This is a genomic window from Aeromonas sp. FDAARGOS 1417, from assembly GCF_019046985.1.
Classification (GTDB): Bacteria; Pseudomonadota; Gammaproteobacteria; order Enterobacterales; family Aeromonadaceae; genus Aeromonas; species Aeromonas veronii.
The window spans coordinates 3,635,900-3,662,207 of record NZ_CP077221.1; the positions used below are offsets into that span (position 1 = coordinate 3,635,900).

The following is a 26,308-nucleotide window of genomic DNA, read 5'->3' on the forward strand; positions in this document are numbered from 1 at the left end:
TCGATGGGGGCCGTTATTTGGCGCTGGCTGACAACTGCTTGAGGGCGGCTTGTACCGCCGCCTCCAGTTGCGGGTCGCGCCCGGCCACCATGTCGGCGGGGGTGAGGGGCACCTGCAGGTCCGGGATCAGCTCCTGATTCTCGTAGAAGGTGCCGTCCGGTTTGCGCAGCCCCAGGGTCGGAATGCCGTAGGAGAGGCCCGGGATCAGCCTGGAGTCGTGGCTGTAGACCATGGTGCCGGTGCCGGGCACCGGATCGCCGACGATGGGGCCGACCTTGAGGGCGCGGTAATACTCGGGGAAGGCGGAGCCTTCCGAGTAGCTGCCAGCGTTGACCAGCACCACCGAGGGCTTGGTCCACTGGCGAGTGGCGGCGTCGGTTTCCCCCTTGCCCTGACGGGGCCAGCTGCTGGCCATCCCCTTGGTGCTGCCGCTGCCGGTCAGAAACTCCACCAGGGTATTGGCGAGATAGCCGCCGCTGTTGAAGCGGACATCGACGATCAGCGCCTCGCGATTGCGCTGCCTGCCGAGGGCATCCGCTACCACTGCATCGTAGACCTCGCTGTTCATTGCCGGCAGATAGACGTAGCCGACCCTTCCTCCGCTCAGGCTGGCCACCAGCTCCCGCCGTTTCTCAATCCAGCGATCCTGTTGCAGCTGGTACTCCTGCTGCTTGTCGATGGCGATGAGCACCACCTCGTCAGTTTGCTTGTTGCCCTCCTGCTGGAAGATGAGGGCGAGCCGGGCACCGGCCTGATGGTTAAGGGCTTGATCCAGCTCGGCCAGATTGGCAATCGGGACGCCGTTGATGGCGAGCAGGCGGGCGCCCGGGGCGATATCGCTCTCCTGATCCAGCGGGCCGCCAGAGAGCATGGCGGTGAGCATCACCCCCTGCTCGCCATCCTGCCAGTAGCCGCCCAGGCTGGCGGTCTCGTCCGCCATGCGGGGGAAGGGGGCGGGGCCGCTGCCCCAGGTGTGGGAGACATTGAGCTCGCCAGCCAGCTCCGCTAGCAGGTTGCCAAAATCCCGCGGGTTGCCGATGCCTGGCAGCAGGCGGCGGTAAGCGGCGACATAGCTATCCCAGTTCACCCCGTTCATATCGTCCAGATAAAACTCGTCCCGGGTGAGCCGGGCGATCTGATCGAAGGCGGCGGTCATGCGTTCCTGCCAGCGGCTGGTGGGCTGCAAGGCGAAGGGGGCGCTGGTGGCCTCGCCGGAGTCGAGGTGGATCCGGGTTATCTCCCCATCCCGCACCAGGGTAGCCAGGGTGCCCTGCTGGTTGAGGCTTGCCAGCGCTGGGCCGGGCTGCTCGCCAAACAGTTCGCTGGTTTTGCCTTTGCGCAGATCCTGGCTGTAGCCCTTGATCTCGCTCTCGCTGTTGACCCCCATCTCCTCCACCAGATAGATCACTTGGTCGCCGATGATGCGGCTGGCGAGCAGGGTACCGGTGGGTTGCAGCAGCAGCGCTTCGCGATGGTTGAGACGATCGCTCTCAAAGCCGTATCCCCCTTTCGGCGGCTCCAGTTCGGCAATCGCATCGGCTCTGGCGGCGCGGCTGCTGTAAATGCCGAGCAGGTTGGTGACGAGGGGCTCGCCATCGGGCCCCAGTGCGCCAAACCGGGTCGATTGCCAGTAGAGGATGGCGCCATCCTGACTCCAGCTTGGTTGCCCATCCTGATAGCCGTTGAGGCTGACATTGACCGGTTTGGCCTTGAGGTTGGCCGTGTCGATCACTGCGATCTCCTGTTCCGCCGCATCGGGGCGGAAGGTGAGCGCCAGATGGCGGGAGTCGGGGGCAAAGGCGAGATGCACCTCGTGGCGCGACGGGTTGAAGCTGGCAGGCACCAGCTCCCGCTGCTTGTTGCTCGCCAGATCCAGCAGGTGGATGGCCTGGCCATCCACAACGAAGGCGAGCTGTTTGCCATCGGGGGAGAGCACCGGACGGCTGATCCCCTTGTCGGGAATCGCCAGCAGCAGGCTCTCGGTCAGAGTGCCGGGATCGCTGAACAGCAGATCCGGATCTCCCTTGCGCAGGCGATAGAGGGCGGCGTGCCCCTGCTGCTCCGACAGATAGATGAGGGCGCGGCCCCGCTCTGCGAAGAGGGGGCTGGACTGCTCGCTCGGATCGCGGGTCAGCTGGCGCACTCGCTCCCGCTCGGGGTCGACGGCAAACAGGTTGCCCTCGCTCACCAGGATCAGCTCGTCCGCCTCTTCGCTGACCAGCGCTTCATCTGCCAGGGTCAGGGCCTCGCTCGCCTCATCCGGCGCGCTCGCCACTTGCGGGGTGAGGGTCAGCTTGCGTGGCTCGCTGCTACCAGCATCGAGACGATAGAGCTCGCCCAGCCATGACCAGACCAGATCGCCATTGCGAGAGGCGCTGAGCCCCCGCACCGGATGGCCCTGATAGTGGGTCAGCTGTTGCTCCTTGCCGCTGGCGAGATCTCGGCGCCAGACGTTGAAATCGTCGCTGCGCTCACTCAGGTAAAAGAGGGTATCCCCCTTGTCGCTCCAGACCGGATCGGTGGCCGCCGCCCGATCTTCGGTCAGCTGCTTGTGCTGCTTGCCATCAAACAGCCAGAGACGGGGCACCGCGAACGAGTGCTGATGCTTGCGAAAGGGTTGATCCGCCGCGGGCATCTGGTAGACGAGCAGCTCCCCATGGGGACGGGCCAGGGTCGCAGGCAGCGGCAGATCGGCCTGCAAGGTGCCGCCGGAGATTGGAGTCCAGTAGAGCTCGCCCCATTGGTAGCCTTCCGCGACAAAATGGTCGGCATCGGGCGCACCCAGGCGCTGGCTGCTCAGCAGCAGTCGTTTGCCATCGGCGCTGAAGGCTTGCGGCAGATCGGTGCGCGAATCGCGGGTGAGGCGCATCATCTCGCCGCCGCTGGCGGGTACCACGAACACATCCTCGTTGCCGTAGAGATTGGCGGCAAAGGCGAGCTGTTTGCCATCCGGTGACCAGATTGGCCGCTGGCTCAGGTAGTCGCTGCCGGTGAGCGCCGTAGCGGGGCCACCCTCGGCACTGGCGACAAAAATGCGCCCCTGCCAGGTGAAAGCAAGCTGCTTGCCATCGGGGGAGAGGGCGGGCTCGCGCAGCCAGAGTGCATCGGCGGCGACACTGGCGGGCAGCCAGAGCAGGAGTGGCGAGAACAGCAGGGTGGCGAGGCGGCACGAAGAGCGCATGGCATGATCCTGTCGGGGAGTGGAGTGTTATCTTCGCCGATCATTGCCCCGGGTGCCAGCGCGATAATTTTTTGTATCTTGTTGTTTTAACTGTTAATTAATAATGCCAAATGACGGCGTTCAAGGAAGATGGCCAGGTTGCGGCAAGATATGTTTTGCTAGGCATATTGAGTATTGATGGCGATCCAATATCATGGCGCTCGCTCGCCGCTCGGCGGGCATCGTTCAGATGATCTGGTAACAAGAAAAGCCCGCACCAGAGGCTTGTCGAGGGATGGAATGAGAGCCGTATTACTGTGTTTGTTGGGGCTTTGGCCCGCATTGAGTTTTGCCTTGACCGAAAAAGCCGATTTGGTGGTGGTCAAGAAGTCGACCTATAGCCTGACCCTGATGAAGGATGGCAAAGAACTGAAGCGCTACTGGATTGCTCTGGGCCCGGCGCCCAAGGGGCACAAGCAGCAGGAAGGGGATCAGCGTACGCCGGAAGGGCGCTACACCCTCGACTACAAGAAGACCAATTCCGGCTACTACAAAGCCATCCATATCAACTATCCGAACCTGGATGACATCAAGCGCGCCAATGAGCTGGGTGTTCGTCCGGGTGGCATGATCATGATCCACGGCCAGCGCAACAGCATTGGCAACCGCAGGGTTCAGCCCTCCAACTGGACCAACGGCTGCATCGCCATGCTCAACCACGAGCTGGATGAAGTGTGGGACGCTATTGACCCGGGTACGCCCATCGTCATCGAGCCCTGATCCCCTTGTGCACGCCCGCGACTCCGCGGGCGTTTTATTTCCCGCCAGTGATGACGTGACAGCGCTTGCTGTCCCGTGCTAGTTTTTTCGGCTCGCTTTGGCTGTGACAAGGAAGATCACATGATGTCAGTAACGAGCGTGCCCGAGCGAACGGGGATGCTCTGGTGGCGTGCCACACTGGATATGCTCCCGCTCTCCATTTCGGTGATCCCCTGGGGGATCCTGTGTGGCGCTTTGGCGTTGCAGGCAGGGCTGAGTCCGCTTCAGGCTCAGCTGATGTCGTTGCTGGTCTACGCTGGAGCCGCCCAGCTCTCGGCCACGACCCTGTTCGGGGCGGGCACGCCCCTGCTGCCCATCATGGGCTCCACCATGGTGATCACTTCCCAGCATCTACTATACGGCTTCACCTTCCGCCGTGACGTATTGCCGCTCTCCCTGCGCTGGCGGGCCAGCCTTGCTTTTTTCCTGAATGATGAGATGTTCGCTGTGGCGCTGAAAGACCGGGAGCGCGGCGGCCACTTTGATCCGGCCTACGCGCTCATCGCGGGATTCGTCTTTTATCTGTTCTGGAATCTGGCGACCCTGCTCGGCATCGCGGCCGGCCAGTACATCGATGGACTGGACAGCATGGGGCTGGATTTTGCCATCGCGGCCACCTTCATCGCCATGACCATTCCCGCCATGAAAAACTTGCCCATGGTGGCGGCCACTCTGGTGAGCGGCGGCACAGCGTTGCTTACCAAGCCGCTGCTGGCGGAGATCCACATCATCGTCTCGGCTCTGGCTGGCATGGTGGTGGGCTATGTGCTGCACCGGATGAGGAGGTAGCGTGAGCTGGCTGATGATTGGCCTGCTGGCCCTGATCACCTTTTTCAACCGCTTCGCCTTCTTTTCTCGGTTGACCCGATATCAGCCGGGTGCCGAGATGGGGGCGTTTCTCGGCTTTTCGGCTCAGTCGGTGCTGACTGCAATCTGGTTGCCCATCGTCTTTAGCTACGAGCCGGGGATAGGTCTTGACTGGGATCCTGACTACCTGACTGCCACCCTGTGGGTGATGCTCTTGACCCTGTTGCGGCTGCCGACTCTGGTTGTGGTGGTGGGTGGAATGGGGGGCTTCTTCCTGCTGCGCTGGCTGGGAGGCATAGCCGAGCTCTTGCCTTGGTGAAGCGCGAGCCGTGATCTTGTGTAATGGATGTCATTATTCGACATCCGTCATGTCATGAATGTCACTTCAAAAAAATCCTGCAAATGGTGAGGATATGGGCTCTGTCCGTGAAGGAGTGTCCCATGTCTTTGATCGAAACCTGTCAGCGCATCGTGCGCGATCCCCATCTCTCCGCCGCCCAGAAGAGCCACGCGCTGGCGCTGGCCGCCGAGAATGCGTTGCCCTACCCCGACCTGCCTGCCGCAGTCGCCGAGGCGATGGAGCAGGGATTTATCTGCGACATGTTCGAAGGGCACGCCCCTTACAAGCCACGTTATGTACTGCCGGACTATGAAAAATTCCTGACTCAGGGCTCTGCCTGGCTGGAGTTGGCGGCGCCGCAGGATTTCGACGAGGCGCTCAACGCCCTGCGCATCCTGTATCACCATGTCCCCTCCGTCACCGGCATGCCGGTCTGGCTGGGTCGGCTCGACCATCTGCTGCTGCCGTTTGTCGGCGAACTGGATGACGAGACCCTCTATCGCAAGCTGAAGGGGTTCTGGGTCTATCTGGACAGGGTGCTGCCGGACGCCTTCATGCACGTCAACATCGGGCCGGATGATAACCGCATCTGCCGTCTGATCCTGCGCATCGACAACGAGCTCAAGCAGGTGGCGCCGAACCTCACCTTCTTCCACGATCCGGAGCAGACCCCGGACGATCTGCTGCTGCAGGCGGTGAAGAGCATCGCCGAGTGCAGCAAGCCGCACATCGCCAACTACCCGATCCACCGCGACACCTTCGACAATCGCGGCTTTGGCATCGTCAGCTGCTACAACGCCCTGCCGCAGGCGGGTGGCGCCAATACCCTGGTGCGCATCTCCCTCAAGCGGGTCGCCGAGCAGTGTCAGGGGATCGATGACTTCCTCGGCTGCCTGCTGCCCCACTACTGCCGCTTGGCCTCCCAGCTGATCGAGGCGCGGGCCGCATTCCTCCACGATGAGTCCGGTTTCTTCGACAGCTTTCTGGTGAAAGAGGGGCTGCTGGATGAGGATCGCTTTGTCCCCATGTTCGGCATCTACGGCATGGCGGAAGCGGTCAATATCCTGATGGATAAAGAGAATCTGCCGGATCGCTACGGCCATGGCGAGGAGGCGAACCAGCTTGGCTATCGCATCTCGGCCCAACTCTCGGAATATGTTACTGCGACGCCGCAAACCCATGCCTGGGGTGGTCGCGCGCTGCTGCACTCACAGGGTGGCCTCAGCATCGATGTAGCGGTCACTCCCGGGGTGCGCATTCCCTACGGGCATGAGCCGGATCCGGCCAGCCATGTGCTGGCACTGGCACCGCACCACACTTATTACCATTCGGGGATCAGCGAGATCCTGACGCTGGATCCCACCATCCGCCAGAACCCGCAGGCACTGCTGCAGCTCTGCAAAGGGGCGCTCGCTATCGGTATGCGCGAGTTCACCGCCAACGTGGCCGACAGCGATCTGGTGCGGGTGACCGGCTATATGATCCGCAAGAGCGACGTGGCCCGCTTCGCAGAGGAGGGGTCGCGCTTGCAGACCACCTGTCTCGGTGCCGAGGCGAGTGAAGTGACCGCCATTCGTCAGAGGGCGCCGCGAGTGGTCGCCCACGAATCGACCATCGGCGAGTATTGAGTTCGCACCGATGGCTGATGTATTGCCAACACGCAGCGCCTTGGTAAGCAGGGTGCTGCCGTTCTCCTGTGTCGACGGGCCGGGTAACCGGCTGGTGCTGTTTCTGCAGGGTTGCAACTTTCGCTGCCCCGGCTGCCACAACCCGCACACCATAGGGCTGTGTGACGATTGCGGTGACTGCCTTGCGGTCTGCCCGAGCGGCGCCCTCACTCTGGATGAGGGCCCCCTTGGCGAGCGCAGAGTGCGCTGGCAGGCGGCGCTCTGCACCGACTGCGACGCTTGTCTGGATGTCTGCCCGCGCAGTGCCAATCCCAAGACTGCCACCATGACGGTGGACGACGTGTTGGCCCTGCTGCGCCGCTACGGCCCCTTGCTCAGCGGGATAACCGTCTCCGGCGGCGAGGCGACCACCCAGCTCCCCTTTGTGGTTGCGCTGTTTGCCGCCATCAAGGCCGCGCCGGATCTGGCCCATCTCACTTGCCTGCTCGACAGCAACGGCTCGCTGGCCGAAACCGGCTGGCAGCGGCTGCTGCCGGTGCTCGACGGCGCCATGCTCGATCTCAAGGGGTGGCGTGACTCGGTGCATCACACCCTGACCGGCTATGGTCGCGAGCGGGTGCTGGGATCGCTGCAACTGCTGGCACGCCACGGCAAGCTGACCGAACTGCGGCTGCTCCATGTGCCGGGCAAGAGCGATTTTCTGGATGCGAGTGGTGAGCTGGACGCGGATCTCGCCGCCTTCTTGCAGCAGCTTGGGCCTGTGCCCATTCGCCTCAACGGCTTTCGCCACCATGGGGTACGGGGTGAGGCTGCGCAATGGCCAGAGGCTAGCCAAACCGAGCTGGAACAGCTGACCAGTCGTTTGCGTGCAGCGGGATTGGGGCCGGTCTCACTGCCTGCCTTGATGGGCTGAGTGGCTGCGTCATCCGGTGACCGTTATGGCGTGAGGTGCGGCATGGAAAGGCCGCAACTGTGATTTCTGTCTATTGGAGGGGGCGAGAACGGCGGCTAGAATAATGGCCATCTTCTTACCCCTCAATGACAGATAATCATGAGTGAAAGCAAGGCGTTATATCGGGTTCAGTTTATTTGCCACAGCGAGCGCTACGAAGTCTATGTGCGCGAAGTCAATCAGGGCCAGCTGTTCGGTTTTATCGAGATTGCCGACTTTGTCTGGGACAACCATACGGCACTTATCGTCGATCCCAGTCACGAGAAGCTCAAGAGCGAATTTGCCGATGTGCGCCAGACCCTTATTCCCATGCATCAGGTGCTGCGCATCGATCAGGTGAAAAAGCAGGGGGCTGCCCGCATCACGGATCTGGGCAGCAACGTCGCCTCCTTCCCCAGCCCCATCTATACCAAACGTCCCTAGTCCCTACTTGCTGTTGATGTTTCGCCGCGGTGAAACATCAATCTCTGCTCGTTGTCGTCCGGCTCAGGGCTCAATCAATTCACGACCCAGTTGCAGGATCCGCTGGCGGAACCAGTGACGGGCCGAGCCATCACCGGCCGGACCATACCAGACCAGACTGTGACTCACCTTGCCGTAATCGAACGGTGCCGGACGCATCACCAGATCCGGCTGACTGGCCATGCAGGCCGCCCAGCCACCGATGGCGGTGAGGATCAGGTCGGTCTGGGGCAGCAGGGCCGCCGCGCTGGCAAAATCGGGCAGGGTGGCGCCAATCTGGCGACGCACCTGCTGCTGGGCCAGGCTCTGCTCAAAGAAGGGGTTGGCCAGCTCCTGATCCCGGATGGCGATATGGCGCCAGCTCAGATAAGCATCGAGATCCCAGGGCTTGGCTAGTGCGGGGTGGTCTTTGCGCAGCAGGCAGACCAGTTTTTCTTCCCGCAGGGTCTCCCACACCAGCCCGGGCTGGCGCGGCAATGGCTGGCTCTGGTCATGGGGCAGGATCACGAAGTCGAGTTTGCCCGCTGCCAGCGCCTCCAGCCCCTGCTCATCCTTGTTCCAGATCTCCGGCACCATGCCCGGCACCTCTTTCATCAGCTGACCCAGAATGGGGCCCACCGGCCAGGTCATCACGCTCTCGCGCAATCCCAGCCGCAAGCTGCCCTGCCACTGTTGGGGGTTGAAGGCGTTCTGGCGAGTGAGGCCGTTCAGTTCCCCCAGTAGTCGATGCAGGGTGGGAGCCAGTCGCTCGGCCATGGGGGTGAGCAACAGCTGGTTTCCCTGACGGTAGAGCAGTTGATCCCCCAGCAGATCCCGCAGTTGGTTGAGGGTCTTGCTGACGGTGGAAGGGGTGGTGCAGAGCCGCTCGGCGGTGCGGGTGACGTTCTGGTTGTCGAGCAACAGGTGCAGGGTGACCAGATGGCGACCTCCCAGCCTAGAGAGAGCGATCAGATCCATAGTGGCTCCTGAAATTGATGAAGATAAACAGGCTTGGAATCAGAAAGATTCAACGTGACCTGCTGGCATTCTCTCACAGCAGGGGGAGGGTGAGCAGACTCCTCAAGAGGTGACTGCGAACGCAACAGACAAAAAGCCCCGCCAAAGCGGGGCTTGCGCGGATTAGCCCTTGAGCACCGCAGCCATGGCGTCAGCCACATAGTCGACGTTGCGGCTGTTGAGGCCCGCCACGCACATGCGGCCGGAGCGCACCAGATAGACGGCGAACTCTTCGCGCAGGCGATCTACCTGCTCCGGGGTGAAGCCGGTGTAGCTGAACATGCCGCGCTGGTTGATGAAGTAGCTGAAATCACGGCCCGCCACCTTGGCGCTCAGCACCTCGAACAGCTTCTGGCGCATCGCCTTGATGCGGGTGCGCATCTCGGTCACTTCATCGACCCACATGGCGTGCAGCTCGGGCTGGCTCATCACCGCCGCGGTGATCTGGCCACCGTGGGTGGGAGGGCTGGAGTAGTTGCGACGCACGGTGGCCTTCATCTGGCCCAGCACTCGGCTCGCCTCTTCGGCATCTTTGCAGATGACCGACAGGCCACCACAGCGCTCGCCGTAGAAGGAGAGGTTCTTGGAGAAGGAGTTGCTGACGAAGAAGCTGACACCGGCGGCCACCATGGTGCGGATGGCGTAGGCGTCCTCTTCCAGTCCATCACCGAAGCCCTGATAGGCGATGTCCATAAAGGGGATCAGGTTCTTCTCGACCACCAGCGCAATCACCCGATCCCACTGGGCGCGGGAGAGATCCACCCCGGTCGGGTTGTGGCAGCAGGGGTGCAGCAGCACGATGCTCTTGGCCGGCAGGGTGCTCAGGCAGTCGATCATCGCATCGAACTGCACGCCGCCAGTGGCCGCATCGTAGTAGGGGTAGTCGTGCACCTTGATGCCGGCGCCCTCGAACATCGCCTTGTGGTTATCCCAGGTCGGGTTGCTGACCCACACCTCGGAGGTCGGGAAGTAGCGCTTGAGCAGATCGGCGCCGATCTTGAGCGCCCCTGAGCCGCCGATGGTCTGGATGGTGGCGATACGTCCCGCCTTGACCGCTTCATGGTCGGCACCGAACAGCAGGTGCTGCACCGCAGTGCGGTAGTTGGCGGCGCCTTCCATCGGCTGGTAGGGGCGTGGGGCCGGGGCGGCGGCGCGCTGGGCTTCGGCCTGCTGCACCGACGGCAGCAGCGGAATGCGGCCCTGCTCATCGTAATAGAGGCCAATCCCCAGGTTCACCTTCTGCTCGCGGGTGTCTTTGTGGAAGGTCTCGACTAGCGTCAGGATGGGGTCGCCAGCATAGGCATCGACGTGTTCAAACATGGGGGATCCTTGAAATTGACTGTCCAGTAAAACCGGCGGTCAGCCGGGCTGGACATCATGGCGCAAAGCTGGCGGTGGCTCAAGCCCGATGCTGGTCGAGCCTGAAGGGATGGCGCCGCGATCCTGCTTACTTCAAATAGGATCGCAGGACGCTGACCACCTGATCCAGATCCTCCAGCCGCTCGGCCGGGGTGGCATCGGGGGCGCCGAGATGCTCGCGCATATGCCCCTCCAGCACCTCCAGCATCAGGCCGTTGACGGCGCCGCGGATGGCGGCGATCTGCTGCAAAATGGCGGTGCAGTCGCTCTCCTGCTCCAGCGCGTTCTCCAGCGCACCGGCCTGTCCCTTGATGCGGCGCACCCGTGCCAGCAGCTTCTTTTTGTCGTGAATGGTGTGGGACATGACGGATCCTCTCGATCAATAAAACTATACTAGGGTATAGTATATTGCATCATCGCTCTCAGGAGAAATCCATGTCATCCCTCGCTCAATCACACTGCCATCAACCCGTCATCCACGAGGGCAATCCGCTGGCCGAACAGAAGACCCGCTGGGCCGTATTGCTGACCGTCATCATGATGGTGGCGGAGATTGGCGGCGGCTGGTTCTACAACTCCATGGCGCTGCTGGCCGATGGCTGGCACATGAGCTCCCACGCGCTGGCGCTCGGTCTCTCGGTGCTGGCATACCGCGCCGCCCGCCACTTCGCCCGCGACCACAGATTCAGCTTCGGCACCTGGAAGATCGAGGTGCTGGGTGGCTTCACCAGCGCCCTGTTGCTGGTGGGAGTGGCCGGGTTGATGTTGTTCGAGTCGGTGTTCCGGCTGCTCGATCCCAGCCCGATCCACTATCAACAGGCGATCGCTATCGCGCTGGTGGGGCTGCTGGTGAACCTCGCCTGTGCCTGGCTGCTCAAGGATGATCACAGCCACCATCACCATGGGCATGTCCACCATCATGAGCATCACGACCACGCTCATCATCATGACCATGACGATCACCACGGCCATCAGGATCTCAACCTGCGCGCCGCCTATATCCACGTGCTGGCGGATGCGGCCACTTCCGTGCTGGCGATTCTGGCGCTGACTGGGGGTATGTTGTGGGGGGCCGACTGGCTGGATCCGCTGATGGGCATAGTGGGTGCAGGGCTGGTTGCTGTATGGGCTTGGGGCCTGTTGCGCGACTCCGGTCGGGTGCTGCTGGATGCCGAGATGGATACCCCGCTGGTGGCGGAGATCCGCGAGGTCATCGCCGAGCTGCCGGGCACTGATATCCGCGATTTGCACGTCTGGCGGGTGGGGCAGCAGCAGTATGCCTGCGTGCTCTCTTTGCTGATGGTCAATCCGCTACCGGCGCAGCAGATCCGTGAGCGGCTGGCGATCCATGAAGAGCTGGTGCATGTGACCATCGAGATCGCCAGCGAACAGGATAAATAACGGGGGCCCTTGGCCCCCTTGGTTTCAGTGCCGTTGGTTCCCTGATGTCAGTGCGGCTGCCCGGTGATCTCCTCCTGGGGCTTGTGTTGCCACACAGCGCCGAGCAGCAGCTTGAGCAGCAGTCCGGGCGGGTTGTCCAGCAGCTTGCCGGACTCCAGCAGCAGCTGACCATCGGCGCGAAACCCGAGGCTGGCATCTATGGTGCCATCCTCCGAGACCACCTGGATCAGGCCATTGAGGGCGGAGCGCTCACCGGGCTGACAGCGCAGCCGCAGTTCGCGGGGTTCCCCCAGCAGGGTGAAGGCGCGGCTCAGCGGGGGCGAGTCTTCATAATCTGGCCAGTTGAAGAAGTGATACTGCTCGGCCAGGGTGCCAGCCTGCTGGCAAAACTGGTCGAACAGCTGCCCGATCGCCTGATACTCCTGATCGAGTCGTCTTGCCTGCTCTTCAATCCGTTTCATTGTTTACTCCTTGTCTATCCACTTGATCAGACATTGCTTTTCTGACCCCGTGACTGCCGTTTTCCAGATATGAGGCCAAATGGCTGCGAGGTCTGTGAGCCGGATCGAAGTTTCAGTCTGAAAACGTTATCTTGTTGAAACTGGATGGTTTTTTTGCCCTTCCGCTCACATTTGAATCGATTGCCGCTGATTAATATGGCACCGCCTGGCAATGACCGGGTGCTCGACTATCGAGACTAACTACAGCGGGAATTATAAAAATATGGATATGAAAAAGACCAAAGTGGCGCTGGTAACAGCCTCACTGCTCGCGCTTTTGTCTGGCTGTAATGACAACAGCTCTGATGCCTCCGGTGTGAACCCCGTCCCCCCTACACCGCCTACACCTGAAGTCACCGATGGGCCTGTCGCCCGTCTGCCCAAGATGGATCCCCCGAAAGAGTTGCTGGTTGCCGGGGAGAATCAGGTGGTCATTGCGCTGGTGGATACCCAGTCGGCAGCCAAAGGGGCCAAGGCACCGTTTGACAGCCACAGCCTGCACCTTTGGAATAACGACGCCTGCCAGGCAACGGCTGATAGTGGCCTGAATACCGGGTGGGATGACAAGAGCAAGACTCCTGCCACTGCCGACAGCTTTGGTCCGGCCTGGGTTGTTCCGCTCAAAAATGTGGAAGGGTGCATCAACTTTATCGCTCGCAACGGCGATCTGGCCAACCTGACCGGCAGCGATATGAAGGTGAGCTTCAGTGAGCACCCGGATCGCACCGTGGCCATCGTCGCGGGCAAGAAAGATCTGTTTGGCAGCCGTGCCGACGCCTTTACCGCCGCCTTTGGCGTAGCGGGTGCCAGCGCTCATCTTATCGATGGCAATACCCTGATTTGGCAAGGGGGCAAAGACAAGCCCCACGTTCGCCTCTATTACAGCGACTCGGGCACCATCAAGGCCAATGCCGATGGGGTGTTCAATTTCCCCTATATCAGCTTGACCGCGACCGGCCTGACTGCCGAGCAGCAGGCCAAATATCCGCATCTCAAGGATGCCGCCGCCTTTGCCCTGCCGGCCGGTAAAGATCTCAAGCCCCTGCTCAAGGGTGAGCTGGTGGCTATCGGCACCGATGCTGACGGTATCCTGCAGGGGGCGACCCTGGTGCAGAGCGCCGGCGCCCTCGATGCGCTTTATGCTCCCGAGGCGACCAAGCTGAGCTATGGTGCCGTGGTGGAGGGTAACCGGGTGATCTTCCGCCTCTGGGCGCCGACCGCCAAGTCGGTCAAGCTGGCCCTCTACAACGCCAGCCACCAGAAGAGTGGTGAAGTGGCCATGACCTTCGACAGCGCCAGCGGCAGCTGGAGTTACGAAGGGGGCAGCGAGCTGATCGGCCAGTTCTACCGCTACGACATGGAGGTTTACCATCCGCTGAGCCGCAAGGTTGAGCACTACGAGGTGACCGATCCCTACTCCTTGAGTCTGGCGATGAACTCCGAGTTCAGTCAGGTAGTGGATCTCGACGATCCGGCCCTGAAACCGGAAGGATGGGACAGCCTCAAGGCGCCACACAGCCAGCAGAACCCCGCCGACATCACCATCTATGAGGCCCATATTCGCGACCTGACCGGTAACGATGCCTCCACCGATGAAGAGAAGCGCGGCAAGTTTGTCGGTCTGACCCAGCCCGACTCTGTACCGGTCAACCATCTGAAAGCGCTGGCCAAAAGCGGCGTCAGCCACCTGCACCTGCTGCCGGTGTTCGATATCGCCACCGTCAACGAGGATCCGGCCAAGGTAGCCAATCTCGGCGATGACTTCAGCAAGCTCTGTCAGGTCAATCCGGATGTGAAAACATCCAAATTTGGCGGCTATTGCGGTGGCGGTCAGACCGTGGGAGATGTGCTGGCCGACCTGCAAGGGGGCGACAGCAAGGATAATCCGCAGGTGCAGGAGCTTTCCGGTTACCTGCGCGGCGTCGACTCCTTCAACTGGGGTTATGATCCCTACCACTACACCACGCCGGAAGGCTCCTACGCCACCAATGCCGAGGGCACCAAACGTATTCTGGAGTTCCGCGAGATGGTCAAGGCCATCAAGCAGAACATCGGCATGAACGTGGTGATGGACGTGGTCTACAACCACACCAACGAATCCGGGCTCGGCCCCAAGTCGGTGCTCGACAAGATAGTGCCCTGGTACTATCAGCGCCTCAATCCGGAGACCGGCTCGGTGGAGAACTCCACTTGCTGCTCCAACACGGCGCCGGAACACGCCATGTTCGCCAAGCTGATGGATGACTCTCTGGTCACCTGGGCGCGCGACTACAAGATCGACGCCTTCCGCTTCGACCTGATGGGCCACCATCCGAAAGATCAGATGGTGCAGGCGCTGGCCGCGGTGAAGAAGGTCAATCCCGAGATGTACTTCTACGGCGAGGGGTGGAACTTCGGCGAAGTGCAGGATGACAAGCGCTTCGTGCAGGCGACCCAGAAGCATCTGGGCGGTACCGGTATCGGCTCCTTCTCGGACCGCTTGCGCGATGCGGTGCGCGGCGGCAGTCCGTTCGACGGCGGCGATACCATTCGCAAGACCCAGGGCTTTGGCAACGGTGCTTTCGTCGATCCTAACGAAATGAGCAAGGTGGATCTGGCTACTGCCTTGCACCAGTCCGATCTGGTGCGGCTCGGCATGGCGGGCAACCTCAAGGAGTTCGTGCTGACCGACAAGGATGGCATGCCGAAGAAGGGGGCCGAGATCGACTACAACGGTCAGAGCGCCGGTTATGCCCAGGATCCGGTGGAAGTGCAGAACTATGTCGACAAGCACGACAACCAGACCCTGTTCGACAACCTGATCTACAAGGCGCCTGCCGGAGCCGATCTGGTGAGGATGCAGGGGGTCTCGCTGGCGACTGCCATGCTGGGTCAGGGCATTCCCTTCACCCACGCCGGTGTCGAGCTGCTGCGTTCCAAATCCATGGAGCGGGACAGCTATGACTCGGGCGACTGGTACAACAAGGTCGACTACACCCTGGGCGACAACAACTTCGACAAGGGGTTGCCGCGCAAGGACAAGGATGGCGACAACTATCCGCTGATCGAGCAGGTGCTCGGCAAGCATGCCAAGCCGGGCTCGGCCGAGATGGCGCAGATGGTGAGCTTCTATCAGGAGCTGGCGGAGCTGCGCAACTCCTCCCGTCTGCTGCGTCTGGGCAGCGGTGCCGAGGTGATCAAGCGGGTTGATTTTCGCAATACCGGCCCGGATCAGGTGCCCGGCCTTATCGTCATGACGGTGGATGATGGCGTCAGTGCCGGGGCGGATCTGGATCCGGCCATTGACGGCCTGGTGGTGATGATCAACGCCAGCAACCAGAGCCAGAGCATCGGCGACTTCCGTGACGGCAACGATCAGCCGATCGATCTGAGCGGTATGGTGCTAAGCAGCAAGCATCGCGCAGTCGACAGCATCGCCAGCGGCGCCGCCTATGATAATGGCCAGCTGATGCTGGGGGCCTGGTCTGCCGCCGTGTTCGTCAAGCCGCAGAATGGCGCCCAGGGCGCGGGCCTGCCGGTCAGCAAGAAGACCGACCTGAGCACCCTGCCACCGTTTGGCAACACCGATGTTTATCTGAAGGGGTTCCTCAATGAGTGGGGCAACACCAACCAGATGACCTTCAGCGGCAACTTTATGTACGAGTTCACTACCGAGGTGAGCACCGACAAGCTGGGTACCACCAACGTCAAGATCGCTGACGCCAGCTGGGGGCCGGTCAACTACGGCAGTTGCAACGCCGGTGACAAGCTGGTGGTCGGCACTCCGCTGACCCTTTGCAAGGGGGGAGAAACCGGCAATATCGGTGTCGATCTGGCCAAGGCAGGCAGCTACAAGTTTGTCTTCACCGCCATGAACAAGGACAAACCGACCCTGAGCGTCAGCTTCACCGAGCCGGTGCAGAGCTGCAAGGTGCTGGAGACTGTGGCGGGCAATCCGCTCGGCTACAACCTGTTCGTCAAGGGTGAGCTCTCCGGCTGGGGAGCCCAACCTCAGTACCAGCTGAGCTACAAGGGGATGGACGGCGATCTCGCCATCTATCAGGCGGCGTTCAACTATGCCGGCAGCACCGAGTTCAAGGTCGCCAACGAGGACTGGAGCAAGGAGTACCTGCTCAACGGTGGCGGTGCGGTGAACGCTGAAACCGGCTATTCGTTCGCCTTCTCCAAGGGGGGCAGTGCCAATAACAGCATCACCTTACCGCAGGGGCTGTGGAGTGTGCTGGTGAAGGTTGACCCGGCTGGCGTCAAGGCGGGCACAGCCGTCATTCAGGAGTGCAGCGTCAAGTAAGCAAGCCATTGAGTCCGGGGGATGGCTCGGCGCCCCCGGGTTGAATTCCACCTCGCCAAGGGTGGGATAACTCCGAGAGAGTAAGCAAAGCGCGACTGCCGACCGGCAGGCGCGCTTTTTCTTTTACGGGGTGCCGTGAGAGGAATGAGAGGAAAAAGAAAAGCCGTCCCGGTTGGGGGACGGCTTTTGGCTGGCTTAACGCTTGCGCAGCAGCCGCAGGGCGTTGGCGGTCACCAGCGCGGTGGCGCCGGTATCGGCCAGCACCGCAATCCACAGTCCTGTGATGCCGAGCAGGCTGGTGACCAGGAAGATGGCCTTCAGTCCCAGTGCCAGCGCGATATTCTGGTGAATATTGGCCAGTGCCGACCGTGACAACCGGATCATCGCGGCAATACCGCCGAGCTGGTTGTGGGTCAGCGCCGCATCGGCGGTCTCCAGCGCCACATCGGTGCCGCCCCCCATGGCGATGCCGATACTAGCCCGCTTCATGGCGGGGGCATCGTTGATGCCATCGCCGATCATCGCGACTTTCTGCGAGCTGGCGAGCTTGGCAATTTCATCGACCTTGCCCTCCGGCAACAGGCCGGCACGCCAGCCCATGCCCAGCTCGGTGGCGATCGCCTCGGCGGCACGGGGGTTATCCCCGGTCAGCATGATGCTGTTGAGCCCGAGCCGGTTGAGCTCTTGCAGTGCGGCTGCCGCCTCCGGCCGGATCTGATCCCGCAGCGCCAGCAGGGCGACCGGCAGCGCCTTGTCGCCGCTGCTCTGGCAGAGCACCACGACGGTCTTGCCCTGCTGCTCCAGCGAAGCAATCCGGGTTTGCTGTTCCATATTCAGGGCCGCCACCCGGCTCGGTGCCAGCAGTTGCCACAGTTCACCGTTGATGCGTCCCTCAACGCCCATGCCCGGCAGGGCGCGCAGGTCGCGGGCCTCCGCCAGTGTCAGCCCCTGTTCGGTCGCGTTGGCGACCACGGCGCGGGCCAGCGGGTGGTGGGAGCCCTGCTCGATGGCAGCCGCCAGTGCCAGCAACTCGGTCTCCGGTTGGCCATTGAGGCTCCCCAGCTCGGTCAGCTGCGGCTTGCCCAGCGTCAGGGTGCCGGTCTTGTCAAAGGCGACTGTATCGATATGGGCCAGTCGCTCCAGTGCGGCACCCCCCTTGATCAGCGCCCCCTGACGGGTTGCGGCGGCCAGCGCCGAGGTGACCGCTGCCGGGGTGGAGATGACCAGCGCACAGGGGCAGCCGATGAGCAGCAGCGCCAGCCCGCGATAGATCCACTCGTCCCAGCTCTGGCCGAAGGCGAGCGGTGGAATAATGACGACCAGCAGGGCGACCAGCATCATGGCCGGGGTATACCAGCGGCTGAAGCGGTCGATAAAGCGTTCGATGGGCGCGCGCTGGCTTTCGGCCTCCTCGATGAGGTGCAGAATGCGGTCGATGGCGTTGTTGCCGGGTTCGGACACCACCTCAAGGCGCAGCACCCGATCGGCAGCCAGACTGCCGGCCGGCACCTTGTCCCCCTGGCGACGCTCCACCGGAATGGATTCACCGGTCAGGGCGCTCTCGTCAAACGCACCGAGTTCATCGAGCAGGCGGGCGTCGGCAGGCAAGCGGGCACCCGGAGCGATTTCGATAATGTCGCCGGGACGTAGCTCATCGGCGCCGACCTCTTCGCGCACCTCGCCCTCGGCAGTGGTACGGATGCGCAGCGCCTTGTCAGGCACCAGCGCCATCAGCGCGGTCACTCCGGCCCGGGCGCGTCCGGCGGCGTAGGCCTCCAGATGCTCACCCAGCATAAAGAGCAGCAGCACCATGGCCGCTTCGGCGGTTTCACCGAGGAACAGGGCCCCCACGGCGGCGACCGTCATCAGGGTCTCGATGGCGAAGGGGGAGCCGCTTTTGGTCAGCGCCCACGCCTTGCGGGAGATGGGCCACAGGCCCCACAGGGTCGCCAGAGTAAAGAGCGGCTGACCGAGCTCTTTCGGCAGCAGGGCTGCGACCAGCATCAGGCCGGCCAGTGACAGGGGCTGCCAATATTTGCCCAAAAAGTTACCGAATAGATTGCCTTGCAGGGGCTGTTGTGAAGCTTGCTTGCGGCCAGCTGCCTGCTTGTCAGCACTTTCCCCCTTGAGCTGGAAACCGGCGGCCAGCACGGCGGCGGTGACGGGATCGGGGGAGAGGCCTGGGGCCAGATCCACCACCAGCTTCTCGGTGGCAAACAACACGCGCGCCTGTTGCACGCCGCTCACCCGGCTGACGGCGGTCTCGATCTTGCGGGCGCAGCTGGGGCAATCCATCCCCAACACCTGCCAGCTGTGGCGACTGTTGCCTTGCGCAGGCGCAACCAGCGGGTCGGCAGGTGGCATATCGTGCTCATGCTCATGCTCATGCTCATGCTTATGCTTATGATCGTGAGCTGGCGATAAGGGGGCGCTGCAGCACGCTTGATCGTGACAGCTTCCTCGGGGAGGCTCTTCATCCCCGGGGGATTCATTGCCGTCACGGGATGCGTGCTCATGAGGCGTCGGGGTTGAACAGCAACTGACGGGCGTGGTGTTGTCGCAGCAGTGGCTATCGTGGTGATGCTCACTCTGGCCGGGGGCCGCCTTGCTGACGGCCTTGATGGAGGCGGCGTGCTGATGATTGCAGCAGGATTTGCTCATGATGAGTCCCTCTTGATGGATCCCGCCCCTGCGAGATCCCTGATTACCGAGAAGGAGTCTAAACCTTGGTGTTAAGTCCAAGGTCAACCCCTTTATATCCCTTGTCTTCGCGGGTGTTTGTCTGGTCCCGCCGCCCCTATACTGATCACTCGGATTTTTACTACACCAATAAAGGACATAACACATGAGCAACTCAGTCACTCTGCAAGGCAACCCGGTTTCCGTCGCTGGTCACTTCCCGGTCGCCGGTGAGCAAGCCAAGCCCTTCTCCCTGGTGGCCAAGGATCTCTCCGACGTGACCCTGGCAAGCTTTGCCGGTCAGCGCAAAATCCTGAACATCTTCCCGAGCGTCGATACCCCGACCTGCGCGACCTCTGTGCGCAAGTTCAACGAGCAGGCCAGCGCGCTGGATAACACAGTTGTACTGTGCATCTCCGCCGATCTGCCGTTCGCCCAGTCCCGCTTCTGCGGCGCCGAAGGTCTGGACAAGGTAGTAACCCTCTCTACCCTGCGCGGTGCGGCCTTCATGGAAGATTACGGCGTGGCCTTCTCTTCCGGTCCGCTGGTCGGTCTGACCGCTCGCGCCATCGTGGTGCTGGATGGTGACAACAAGGTGCTGCACAGCGAGCTGGTCGCCGAAGTGGCCGACGAGCCGAACTACGCTGCGGCGCTGGCCGTGCTGTAAGGCCGCAAGCCATAAAAAATCCCGCTTCGGCGGGATTTTTTATGCGGGAATTGTCCGTTCAGGGCGTAGCTGGCGGGGTGGTTGCCGGTTCAGCCTTGGCGGGTGGAGAGGGTTGCCACTCCACATAGGGGCGGTGGATCTTCTCGTAGATCTCGGCCAGTTTGCCGGTGGCAGCCAGCTGATCGATGGCTTGCCGGAGAAATTCGTCCATCTCATCACCAGCTGTCCCTTTCTGGATGATGAAGACATCCTCGAAATCACCGAAAAATTCTCGCCTGATATTGGTCAGCCCCACCTGCTTGAGCATCAGGTCGGCCTCCTCTTGTGCCCAGACAAAGGCGTCGATACGGCCGCGTGAGAGCTTGCGCAGTGACTGCTCGATACTCATCGAACGCTGCACCGGGAAGGGCATATAGTCGGGAACGGCTTCAATCAGCAGATCCCGTTTGGTGGGCACTATGCCGTAGGCCATATCCGTGGTGACCGGATAGGCGGTATTGCTGTAAATCACATGGGCAACTTTGCCAAAACTGCGGGTGCTGAAGCGATAAGCCAGCATATCGATATCCTTGAGGTTGCGGATGGCGGGCAGCCCCAGATCAGCCTTGCCGGAGATCACCCCAGCCATGGCACGGGCGATGGGGTAGATGGTGATCTTGATGGTTACATCGGGGTAGAGGTCATCGATGGCGTGCACCAGGTCGACAAAGGGGCCTGTCTTGTCGGCATTGATCAGCCCCGGCAGCTCGCCAAGGTGGGCATTGAGGATGCGCACCGGCTTCGGCGGCTCGGGGGCGGCGTCGTTCTCCGGAGTTTGCGACAGGCCGAGAGTCGCGCTGCCGAGCAGGGTGACCACGAGCAGCAGAAGGGGGATGTGTCTGGTCATGGCGTGTCTCTCTTGGTGATGGGTCAGCTAAAGTGTAGTCAGCCCGTCGCCAGCCCCCTCGGCCAGGCCATCATGGATAGGGTTTTACTTCTCGGCCCCCGCTCACTAGACTTCGCCTCCCACTTCTTTATTGACGTAGCGCCATGACCTTTAGCGAACTTGCCCTTCATCCCGACTTGCTTGCCTCTTTGCCCGTCACCTTGCAGACGCCGACCCGCATCCAGCAGCTGGCCATTCCGGCGGCGCTGGCGGGGCAGGATCTGCTGGCGCTGGCCCAGACCGGCAGCGGCAAGACCCTGGCGTTTGGCTTGCCGCTGCTGCAACGGCTGGATCCTGCCTCCAGTCAGGTGCAGGGTCTGGTGCTTGTGCCGACCCGCGAGCTGGCGATTCAGGTCACTGCCGCGCTAAAAGAGGGTGCCGAGGCGCTGGGGCTGCGCATCGTGACGTTGTGTGGGGGCGTTGCGCAGGAGTGGCAACAGGCCGAACTGGCGCTGGGGCCACAGCTGCTGGTCGCCACGCCGGGGCGGTTGAGGGATCTGCTGACCCAACAGGTGCTGGGGCTGGATGGTTTGCAACTCTTGGTGCTGGATGAGGCGGATCGCCTGCTGGAGATGGGCTTTGCTCCCGACATCAAGGCGCTGCTCGGCTTTATTCCGGCGGATCGCCAGACCCTGCTCTTCTCCGCCACCTTGCCTGCCGAGCTGGAGACGCTGGCCAACGGCCTGCTGCGCGATCCTAACCGTATCGAGGCAAACCCCCTCAACAGCGTGGTGAACGAGATCGAAGAGCGGCTCTATCTGGTCAACAAGAGCAGCAAGGTCCCGGCGCTCATCAGCCTGCTCAAGGAGCAGGCGTGGCCGCAGGTGCTGGTCTTTATCAGTGCGCGGGATGATGCCGACGGGGTTGCCAGAAAGCTGGCCAAGGCGGGCATTGCGGTGGCCGCCCTTCATGGCGAGAAGGAGCAGGCGGTGCGCGAGCAGGCGCTCGGCGATTTCAAAGAGGGCAAAATTCGGGTGCTGGTGGCCACCGACCTGATGGCGCGCGGCATCCATGTGGAGGCGCTGCCGGTAGTGATCAATCTGGACTTGCCCGCCAGCGCCCCTGTTTACGTACATCGCATCGGTCGTACCGCCCGGGCTGGCCGAGAGGGGCTGGCCATCTCGCTGGTTTGTCATGGCGAGAGTGACATGCTGCAAGCTATCCGCACCCTGACCGGCCGCGAACTGCCGTTGGGCGATCTGGCTGGATTCCCGGTTACCGACCAGCCTGCCAGCGGGGAGGGCAAGCGCCCCCCTCGTGACAAGCAGGCCAATCGCCGTACTCAGGCCAAGCGCAGCGTCAAGCAGTTCAAGGGCAAGCGCTGACCTCTGGGTTTGCCTTACTCCCGCGCGAAGAAGTCACGACGCCACTGGCTCAATACCTCCTCCTTGTGCTGTTGCCACAGCGCAGGATCCATCTGCTGTTGGCTGATTGCCAGTTGCTGCTCCAGCTCGGCCAGCTCTCGCTGGTAGCGGCTGCGTTGATCGAGCTGCTGCTGGCGCGCCTCGGCAAACGCCAGCGTGGCTTCGACTTTCTCTGCGGGTAGGAAGTGATGGGCCAGGGTGGCCAGCTCCTCATCTCCCCACAGCTGACGGGCTTGCTGCAGGCGGGCATCCGGGTTGAACAGCTCGCCTGCCAGATCCGGATGATCCGCTGCCCACTGATCCTGCAAGCGGGTGAGGGCGGTCATTCGCTCGGCCAGCGGCAACTGCTCGTTCTCTTGTGCCAACTGATCCAGCGCCAGGGCATAGCGCCCCTGTAACCGGGTCAGGCTCTCCCCCTCACTCAGCCACCCGGCCTCTGTTGCTTCCAGATTGCTCACACGCTGCGCCAGCGGCAACTCGCTGTCGCTGATCTCGCTGGCAAGCTGGTTGATCAGTTCATCCGGCATCGCCTGCCAGCTGCTGGACACTTCTTTGCTTTTGTCATCCATCCCCTCAGCGTTTGGCATGCGGGGAGGCGGGCTCCCCGGTTCTGTTGGTAACTGCATATCGGCCGGAGAGGGCGTCGCCGACTGTTCTGGTGATATCGGGGACGGCTCTTCCTGCCAGCCCAGATTCACCAGCAAAAGGGTCAGGATAGCCAGCGCCAGTATCCCGTAACGGCGAGTCATCGGCTGATCTCTCCCTTGACCGGGAAGTGGTCTGAGAGGTTGCTGGCGGGCCAGAGGCTGCCATCGCTGCTGCGCGGGATCCAGACCGTGTTGAGGTTGTGGCTGGCGTTGCCGTACTCCCGACTCACTACCAGATAGTCCAGATACTCGACGTTGGCGCCACCGGAGAGTGGGCCACCGGCATAGGGGTTGATCCTGGGATCGAAGGTGGCTTCGGTATAGCCGCCATAGGCGGGTTCATGGGCGTTCAGATTGGCCAGCATATTGGCGTAGTCATCGGCAAACTTGCGTTTGTTGACGTTGAAGTCACCGCCGTAGATGACGGTGTCGCTGGCGGGGATCTTGAGGCTGGCTGCCAGAGAGCGGATCTGACCGAACTGGATCTGCCGCAGCTTGCGCGCTTCGTCGGTGTCAAAGCTGGCGGTGTGGGTGGCGAACAGGTGCCACGCCTTGCCCCCCTTGATCACCTCGGCGTACATCACCCCCTTGTCGGCGAAGCAGTCGGTGCCGGTGCATTGGGGATAGACCAGCTGGGCCTCCCGCACTATGGGATAGCGGCTGACGATCACCACGCCGCCGTCATGAATGTTGACCCCGGGCTTGTCGAGTACTTTGGTCTGGTAGGGGTACTCTTTCGCCAGCGCCTGTAAAAAGCCCTCGCGGCGGCCATCGAATACCTCTTGCAGCAGCAGGGCGTCATAACCCTTGAGATAATCAGGCAGCAAGGTCAACCGCTCGCCGATGCTGGAGGCGATCACAGGCAGCGCCCAGACGTTGTAGCTGGCCACCTTGAGCCTGTGTTCTGCCGGTTCCGGTTGCTCCTGTTTTTGGGGGGGCGTGATCATATAGTGCAGATCGTCGTAGCGGCCGGTGAACTTGGCGGCAAAGGCCAGCTCTTGTGGCCCTGCAACGCGATGGATCGCCCGATCGTTTTGCCAGCCAGATGCGCCGGTTGGCGTTTCGCCACCGTGCTGCAAGGTGGTGTTCCACCAGGTTCCCTCCATCAGCTGGTTGAGCCGATAGACGTCGCCACCCGCTGTGGTCACGCGGGTTTCGAACAGATAGCTCTTGCCCGCCTTGACCCCCTCATAGCGATTGAAGCTGAGTACCATGGCGCTCTCCCACGGGCCCAGCTCGGTACGGTGCTGGCTCCACTGACTGCCGGGTTGCAACTGGCCGCTGCCGCTTTGGCGGATGTCGATCTGAAGCGGTTCAGGACTGTTGTTGGTGAGATAGACATCGGTATCGGCCAGTGCCAGTTGCGGGAACTGGCTGACCAGCAGCAGGGCGGCATAACTGAGGGTTTTCTGCATCACAGGATCCTTTTGGTTGCAGGGCAATGGAAAGTGACTGTTATGGCGAATGCAGAGGTCAGTTTGTTTACATTTTGGTTACAAGTAAATTAATTGGTTTTGTTTGGAGCTTTGTGGAGGTGTAAAGCGAGCGAGGCAGCACGCTTAAAGAGAGAGGGAAGAGCGAGGGAAGGCGCCCGTGTCAGGCGCCTTCAGGAGTTAGCGGTGGGCCAGCGGGTAGGTGAAGAGCGCCAGATGGGCGAAGTTGAAGGCGAAGTGGATCAGGATGGCCACGGAGAGTCGCCCGCTGAGCTGGAATGCCAGGCCGTAGCAGCAGCCTGCCAGGGTCGCAAACAGCGCCAGCAGTGGGCCACCGGGCAGGTGGATGGCTCCGAACAGTAGCGCGGCCACGACGATGCCAATCCAGGGGCGGTAACGTTCGGTCAGCCCCTGCTGGATCGCGCCGCGAAACAGCGCCTCTTCCGCCACGCAGGTGAACAGCAGATTGTTGAGTGCAAACAGCCACCACCAGTGGGGCAGACCCACTTCCGGTTTCAGTGCCCCCAACTGCCAGGCGATGACCAGCAGGGAACCCAGCGGCAGCAGCAACAGGGCCAAAGAGCGCCAGCGGATTGCGCCCCCCTTGCCCAGCAGCATCGGGCAGGCCAGCAGCAAGCCAAAGAGCAGCAGCGGCTTGTCGAGGTTCAGATACATGTTGAACGGCACGCTGGCGGGGCCTGCCAGCGCCTGATCCAGCACCTTGAGATTGTTGAAGCCGGGGATCAGGTGCAGGGTCAGTGCAATCGCCCAGAGGAACAGCACCACTCTGGCCGCCATCGCCCGGCGGGCGGGGAGGGTTGGCGTACGCCACGCCAGCAGTAATCCTGCGACCGAGACCAGCAGGGCGGGTAGCGTCATTCGCTCAAGCCACAGTGCCAGCAGCAGGGAGAGTCCCAGCAGAGCAAAGGCGGGAAGACGCTGGCGGAAGAGGGCAAGCAGCACGGCCAGCGCCAGCGCGCCCCAGATAAATGAGTCGGGGAGGGGTAACATTGGATCTCCTTGATCGAGGCAGGCGGCAACCTTAACAAGTGGGCGTCAGCAGGACAACCGCGCAGGAGGTGGTCGGATCCCTTCTCTATACTCATCAACAGGGTAAAGGGAGAGCAGCTGATGAAGCACTGTCTGTGGTTGTTGTGTTGTTGGTGTGTCTGGTTGCAGGCCGCACCCTTGCTGCTGGTGACCGGTGAGTTCACCCCCTATACCGGCAAGGCACTGCCTGAAGGCGGCGAGAGCACCCGGCTGGTGACGACCCTGCTGCAAGAGGCCGGGTATCGGGAGATCCAGGTCGACTACCTGCCCTGGCCCCGCGGCTATCAGTTGACCCGTAATGGGTTGGTTGCGGCCACCTTCCCCTACGCCTGGACTGCCGAGCGGGCCAAGCTCTTCCACTACAGCGCTCCCATTCATATTGATCGCCTCTCCTGGTTTACCTATCGGGGGAGCGAGGCCATTCAGGCTGGCCGCTGGCAAGGGTTGCGTGTCTGTATTCCGCTGGGGTGGAGTACCAGCCATGCTGACGGGGTGATCAAGCGTTTCGGGCTGGATCTGCAGCGCCCCAAGACCCTGGCACAGTGTCTGCAACTGCTGGATCGCAAACGGATCGATCTGCTGCCGATGAACGAGACGGTGACCCGGGATGCCAGCCGTCAGCTGTTTGGCGACCCCTGCCATTTGCAGGCATTGCCCCACTTTCGTCAGAGCGACACCTTTTACCTGATCATTTCACGGCAGTACCCGGAGGCCGCCAGCCTGCTTGAGCGTTTCAATCATGCCCTAGCTGCCGCCCGTGCCGATGGTCGCTATGACCAACTGGTCTCCCGAGCCGGAAAGGGGATCGATTGCCGTTGAGAGTACCTGGGC

Annotated in this window: 21 protein-coding genes; 11 read left to right on the forward strand and 10 right to left on the reverse strand. The window is 62.0% G+C overall.

Annotated features, from left to right (window positions below; all coding sequences use genetic code 11):
- Positions 1-13 precede the first annotated feature (13 nt).
- Positions 14-3,181, reverse strand: a complete 3,168-nt coding sequence (locus I6L47_RS16780; protein WP_216947922.1) for a S41 family peptidase — start codon at positions 3,179-3,181, stop codon at positions 14-16.
- A 279-nt stretch (positions 3,182-3,460) separates the two neighbouring features.
- Here I6L47_RS16780 and I6L47_RS16785 point away from each other — a divergent pair, with 279 nt between their 5' ends.
- The 6 genes from I6L47_RS16785 to I6L47_RS16810 all read left to right on the forward strand — a co-directional run bounded on the left by I6L47_RS16785 (position 3,461) and on the right by I6L47_RS16810 (position 8,129).
- The gene (locus I6L47_RS16785; RefSeq protein WP_005340284.1) at positions 3,461-3,940 is read left to right on the forward strand and encodes a murein L,D-transpeptidase family protein; all 480 of its coding nucleotides are present in this window, start codon (positions 3,461-3,463) and stop codon (positions 3,938-3,940) included.
- 120 nt (positions 3,941-4,060) lie between these two features.
- Complete coding sequence (locus tag I6L47_RS16790) at positions 4,061-4,768, forward strand: AzlC family ABC transporter permease (RefSeq protein ID WP_216947923.1); 708 nt, start codon at positions 4,061-4,063, stop codon at positions 4,766-4,768.
- A 1-nt stretch (position 4,769) separates the two neighbouring features.
- A complete protein-coding gene (locus I6L47_RS16795) occupies positions 4,770-5,105 on the forward strand; it encodes an AzlD domain-containing protein (RefSeq protein ID WP_005340292.1) in 336 nt (111 codons plus the stop codon).
- 122 nt (positions 5,106-5,227) lie between these two features.
- On the forward strand, positions 5,228-6,754 hold the full coding sequence (locus I6L47_RS16800; RefSeq protein ID WP_216947924.1) for a YjjI family glycine radical enzyme: 1,527 nt from the start codon (positions 5,228-5,230) through the stop codon (positions 6,752-6,754).
- Positions 6,755-6,764: 10 nt separating this feature from the next.
- Complete coding sequence (locus tag I6L47_RS16805; RefSeq protein ID WP_216947925.1) at positions 6,765-7,667, forward strand: YjjW family glycine radical enzyme activase; 903 nt, start codon at positions 6,765-6,767, stop codon at positions 7,665-7,667.
- A 138-nt stretch (positions 7,668-7,805) separates the two neighbouring features.
- The gene (locus tag I6L47_RS16810; protein WP_005340296.1) at positions 7,806-8,129 is read left to right on the forward strand and encodes a DUF1820 family protein; all 324 of its coding nucleotides are present in this window, start codon (positions 7,806-7,808) and stop codon (positions 8,127-8,129) included.
- 63 nt (positions 8,130-8,192) lie between these two features.
- Here the strand turns inward: I6L47_RS16810 and I6L47_RS16815 are convergent, their stop codons facing one another.
- The 3 genes from I6L47_RS16815 to I6L47_RS16825 all read right to left on the reverse strand — a co-directional run bounded on the left by I6L47_RS16815 (position 8,193) and on the right by I6L47_RS16825 (position 10,887).
- Positions 8,193-9,125: a LysR family transcriptional regulator gene (locus I6L47_RS16815; protein WP_216947926.1), complete on the reverse strand. Its 933-nt coding sequence runs from the start codon at positions 9,123-9,125 to the stop codon at positions 8,193-8,195.
- A gap of 162 nt (positions 9,126-9,287) precedes the next feature.
- Positions 9,288-10,484, reverse strand: a complete 1,197-nt coding sequence (locus I6L47_RS16820) for an amino acid aminotransferase (RefSeq protein WP_216947927.1) — start codon at positions 10,482-10,484, stop codon at positions 9,288-9,290.
- A gap of 127 nt (positions 10,485-10,611) precedes the next feature.
- Positions 10,612-10,887 (reverse strand): metal/formaldehyde-sensitive transcriptional repressor, encoded by a 276-nt coding sequence (locus tag I6L47_RS16825; protein ID WP_216947928.1) that lies wholly within the window; start codon positions 10,885-10,887, stop codon positions 10,612-10,614.
- Positions 10,888-10,958: 71 nt separating this feature from the next.
- Between I6L47_RS16825 and dmeF the strand changes: the two genes are divergently transcribed.
- Entirely contained in the window at positions 10,959-11,924 is a 966-nt protein-coding gene (gene dmeF, locus I6L47_RS16830) for a CDF family Co(II)/Ni(II) efflux transporter DmeF (RefSeq protein WP_216947929.1), read from the forward strand.
- A 47-nt stretch (positions 11,925-11,971) separates the two neighbouring features.
- On the opposite strand, the gene I6L47_RS16835 is transcribed toward dmeF, so the two are convergent.
- Positions 11,972-12,385 (reverse strand): hypothetical protein, encoded by a 414-nt coding sequence (locus I6L47_RS16835; protein WP_069528976.1) that lies wholly within the window; start codon positions 12,383-12,385, stop codon positions 11,972-11,974.
- A 262-nt stretch (positions 12,386-12,647) separates the two neighbouring features.
- Between I6L47_RS16835 and pulA the strand changes: the two genes are divergently transcribed.
- A complete protein-coding gene (gene pulA / locus I6L47_RS16840) occupies positions 12,648-16,712 on the forward strand; it encodes a pullulanase-type alpha-1,6-glucosidase (RefSeq protein WP_216947930.1) in 4,065 nt (1,354 codons plus the stop codon).
- Positions 16,713-16,907: 195 nt separating this feature from the next.
- On the opposite strand, the gene I6L47_RS16845 is transcribed toward pulA, so the two are convergent.
- Positions 16,908-19,373, reverse strand: coding sequence for a zinc/cadmium/mercury/lead-transporting ATPase (locus I6L47_RS16845; RefSeq protein WP_216947931.1), 2,466 nt, complete (start codon positions 19,371-19,373; stop codon positions 16,908-16,910).
- 184 nt (positions 19,374-19,557) lie between these two features.
- Between I6L47_RS16845 and tpx the strand changes: the two genes are divergently transcribed.
- The gene (gene tpx, locus I6L47_RS16850; RefSeq protein ID WP_021230929.1) at positions 19,558-20,058 is read left to right on the forward strand and encodes a thiol peroxidase; all 501 of its coding nucleotides are present in this window, start codon (positions 19,558-19,560) and stop codon (positions 20,056-20,058) included.
- Between the two features lie 58 nt (positions 20,059-20,116).
- Here the strand turns inward: tpx and I6L47_RS16855 are convergent, their stop codons facing one another.
- Positions 20,117-20,944, reverse strand: coding sequence for a transporter substrate-binding domain-containing protein (locus I6L47_RS16855; protein ID WP_216947932.1), 828 nt, complete (start codon positions 20,942-20,944; stop codon positions 20,117-20,119).
- Positions 20,945-21,087: 143 nt separating this feature from the next.
- Here I6L47_RS16855 and I6L47_RS16860 point away from each other — a divergent pair, with 143 nt between their 5' ends.
- Entirely contained in the window at positions 21,088-22,308 is a 1,221-nt protein-coding gene (locus tag I6L47_RS16860) for a DEAD/DEAH box helicase (protein ID WP_216947933.1), read from the forward strand.
- Between the two features lie 14 nt (positions 22,309-22,322).
- On the opposite strand, the gene I6L47_RS16865 is transcribed toward I6L47_RS16860, so the two are convergent.
- The 3 genes from I6L47_RS16865 to I6L47_RS16875 form a co-directional block, all read right to left on the reverse strand.
- Positions 22,323-23,096: a hypothetical protein gene (locus I6L47_RS16865; protein ID WP_216947934.1), complete on the reverse strand. Its 774-nt coding sequence runs from the start codon at positions 23,094-23,096 to the stop codon at positions 22,323-22,325.
- Positions 23,093-24,409 carry a sphingomyelin phosphodiesterase gene (locus I6L47_RS16870; RefSeq protein WP_216947935.1) on the reverse strand — a complete coding sequence of 439 codons (1,317 nt, stop codon included), beginning with the start codon at positions 24,407-24,409 and terminating at the stop codon, positions 23,093-23,095. Before I6L47_RS16870 ends, I6L47_RS16865 begins: the two co-directional genes overlap by 4 nt.
- 198 nt (positions 24,410-24,607) lie before the next feature.
- Entirely contained in the window at positions 24,608-25,438 is an 831-nt protein-coding gene (locus tag I6L47_RS16875) for a CPBP family intramembrane glutamic endopeptidase (RefSeq protein ID WP_216947936.1), read from the reverse strand.
- Positions 25,439-25,558: 120 nt separating this feature from the next.
- Between I6L47_RS16875 and I6L47_RS16880 the strand changes: the two genes are divergently transcribed.
- Positions 25,559-26,296, forward strand: a complete 738-nt coding sequence (locus tag I6L47_RS16880; protein ID WP_113740083.1) for an ABC transporter substrate-binding protein — start codon at positions 25,559-25,561, stop codon at positions 26,294-26,296.
- Positions 26,297-26,308 lie beyond the last annotated feature (12 nt).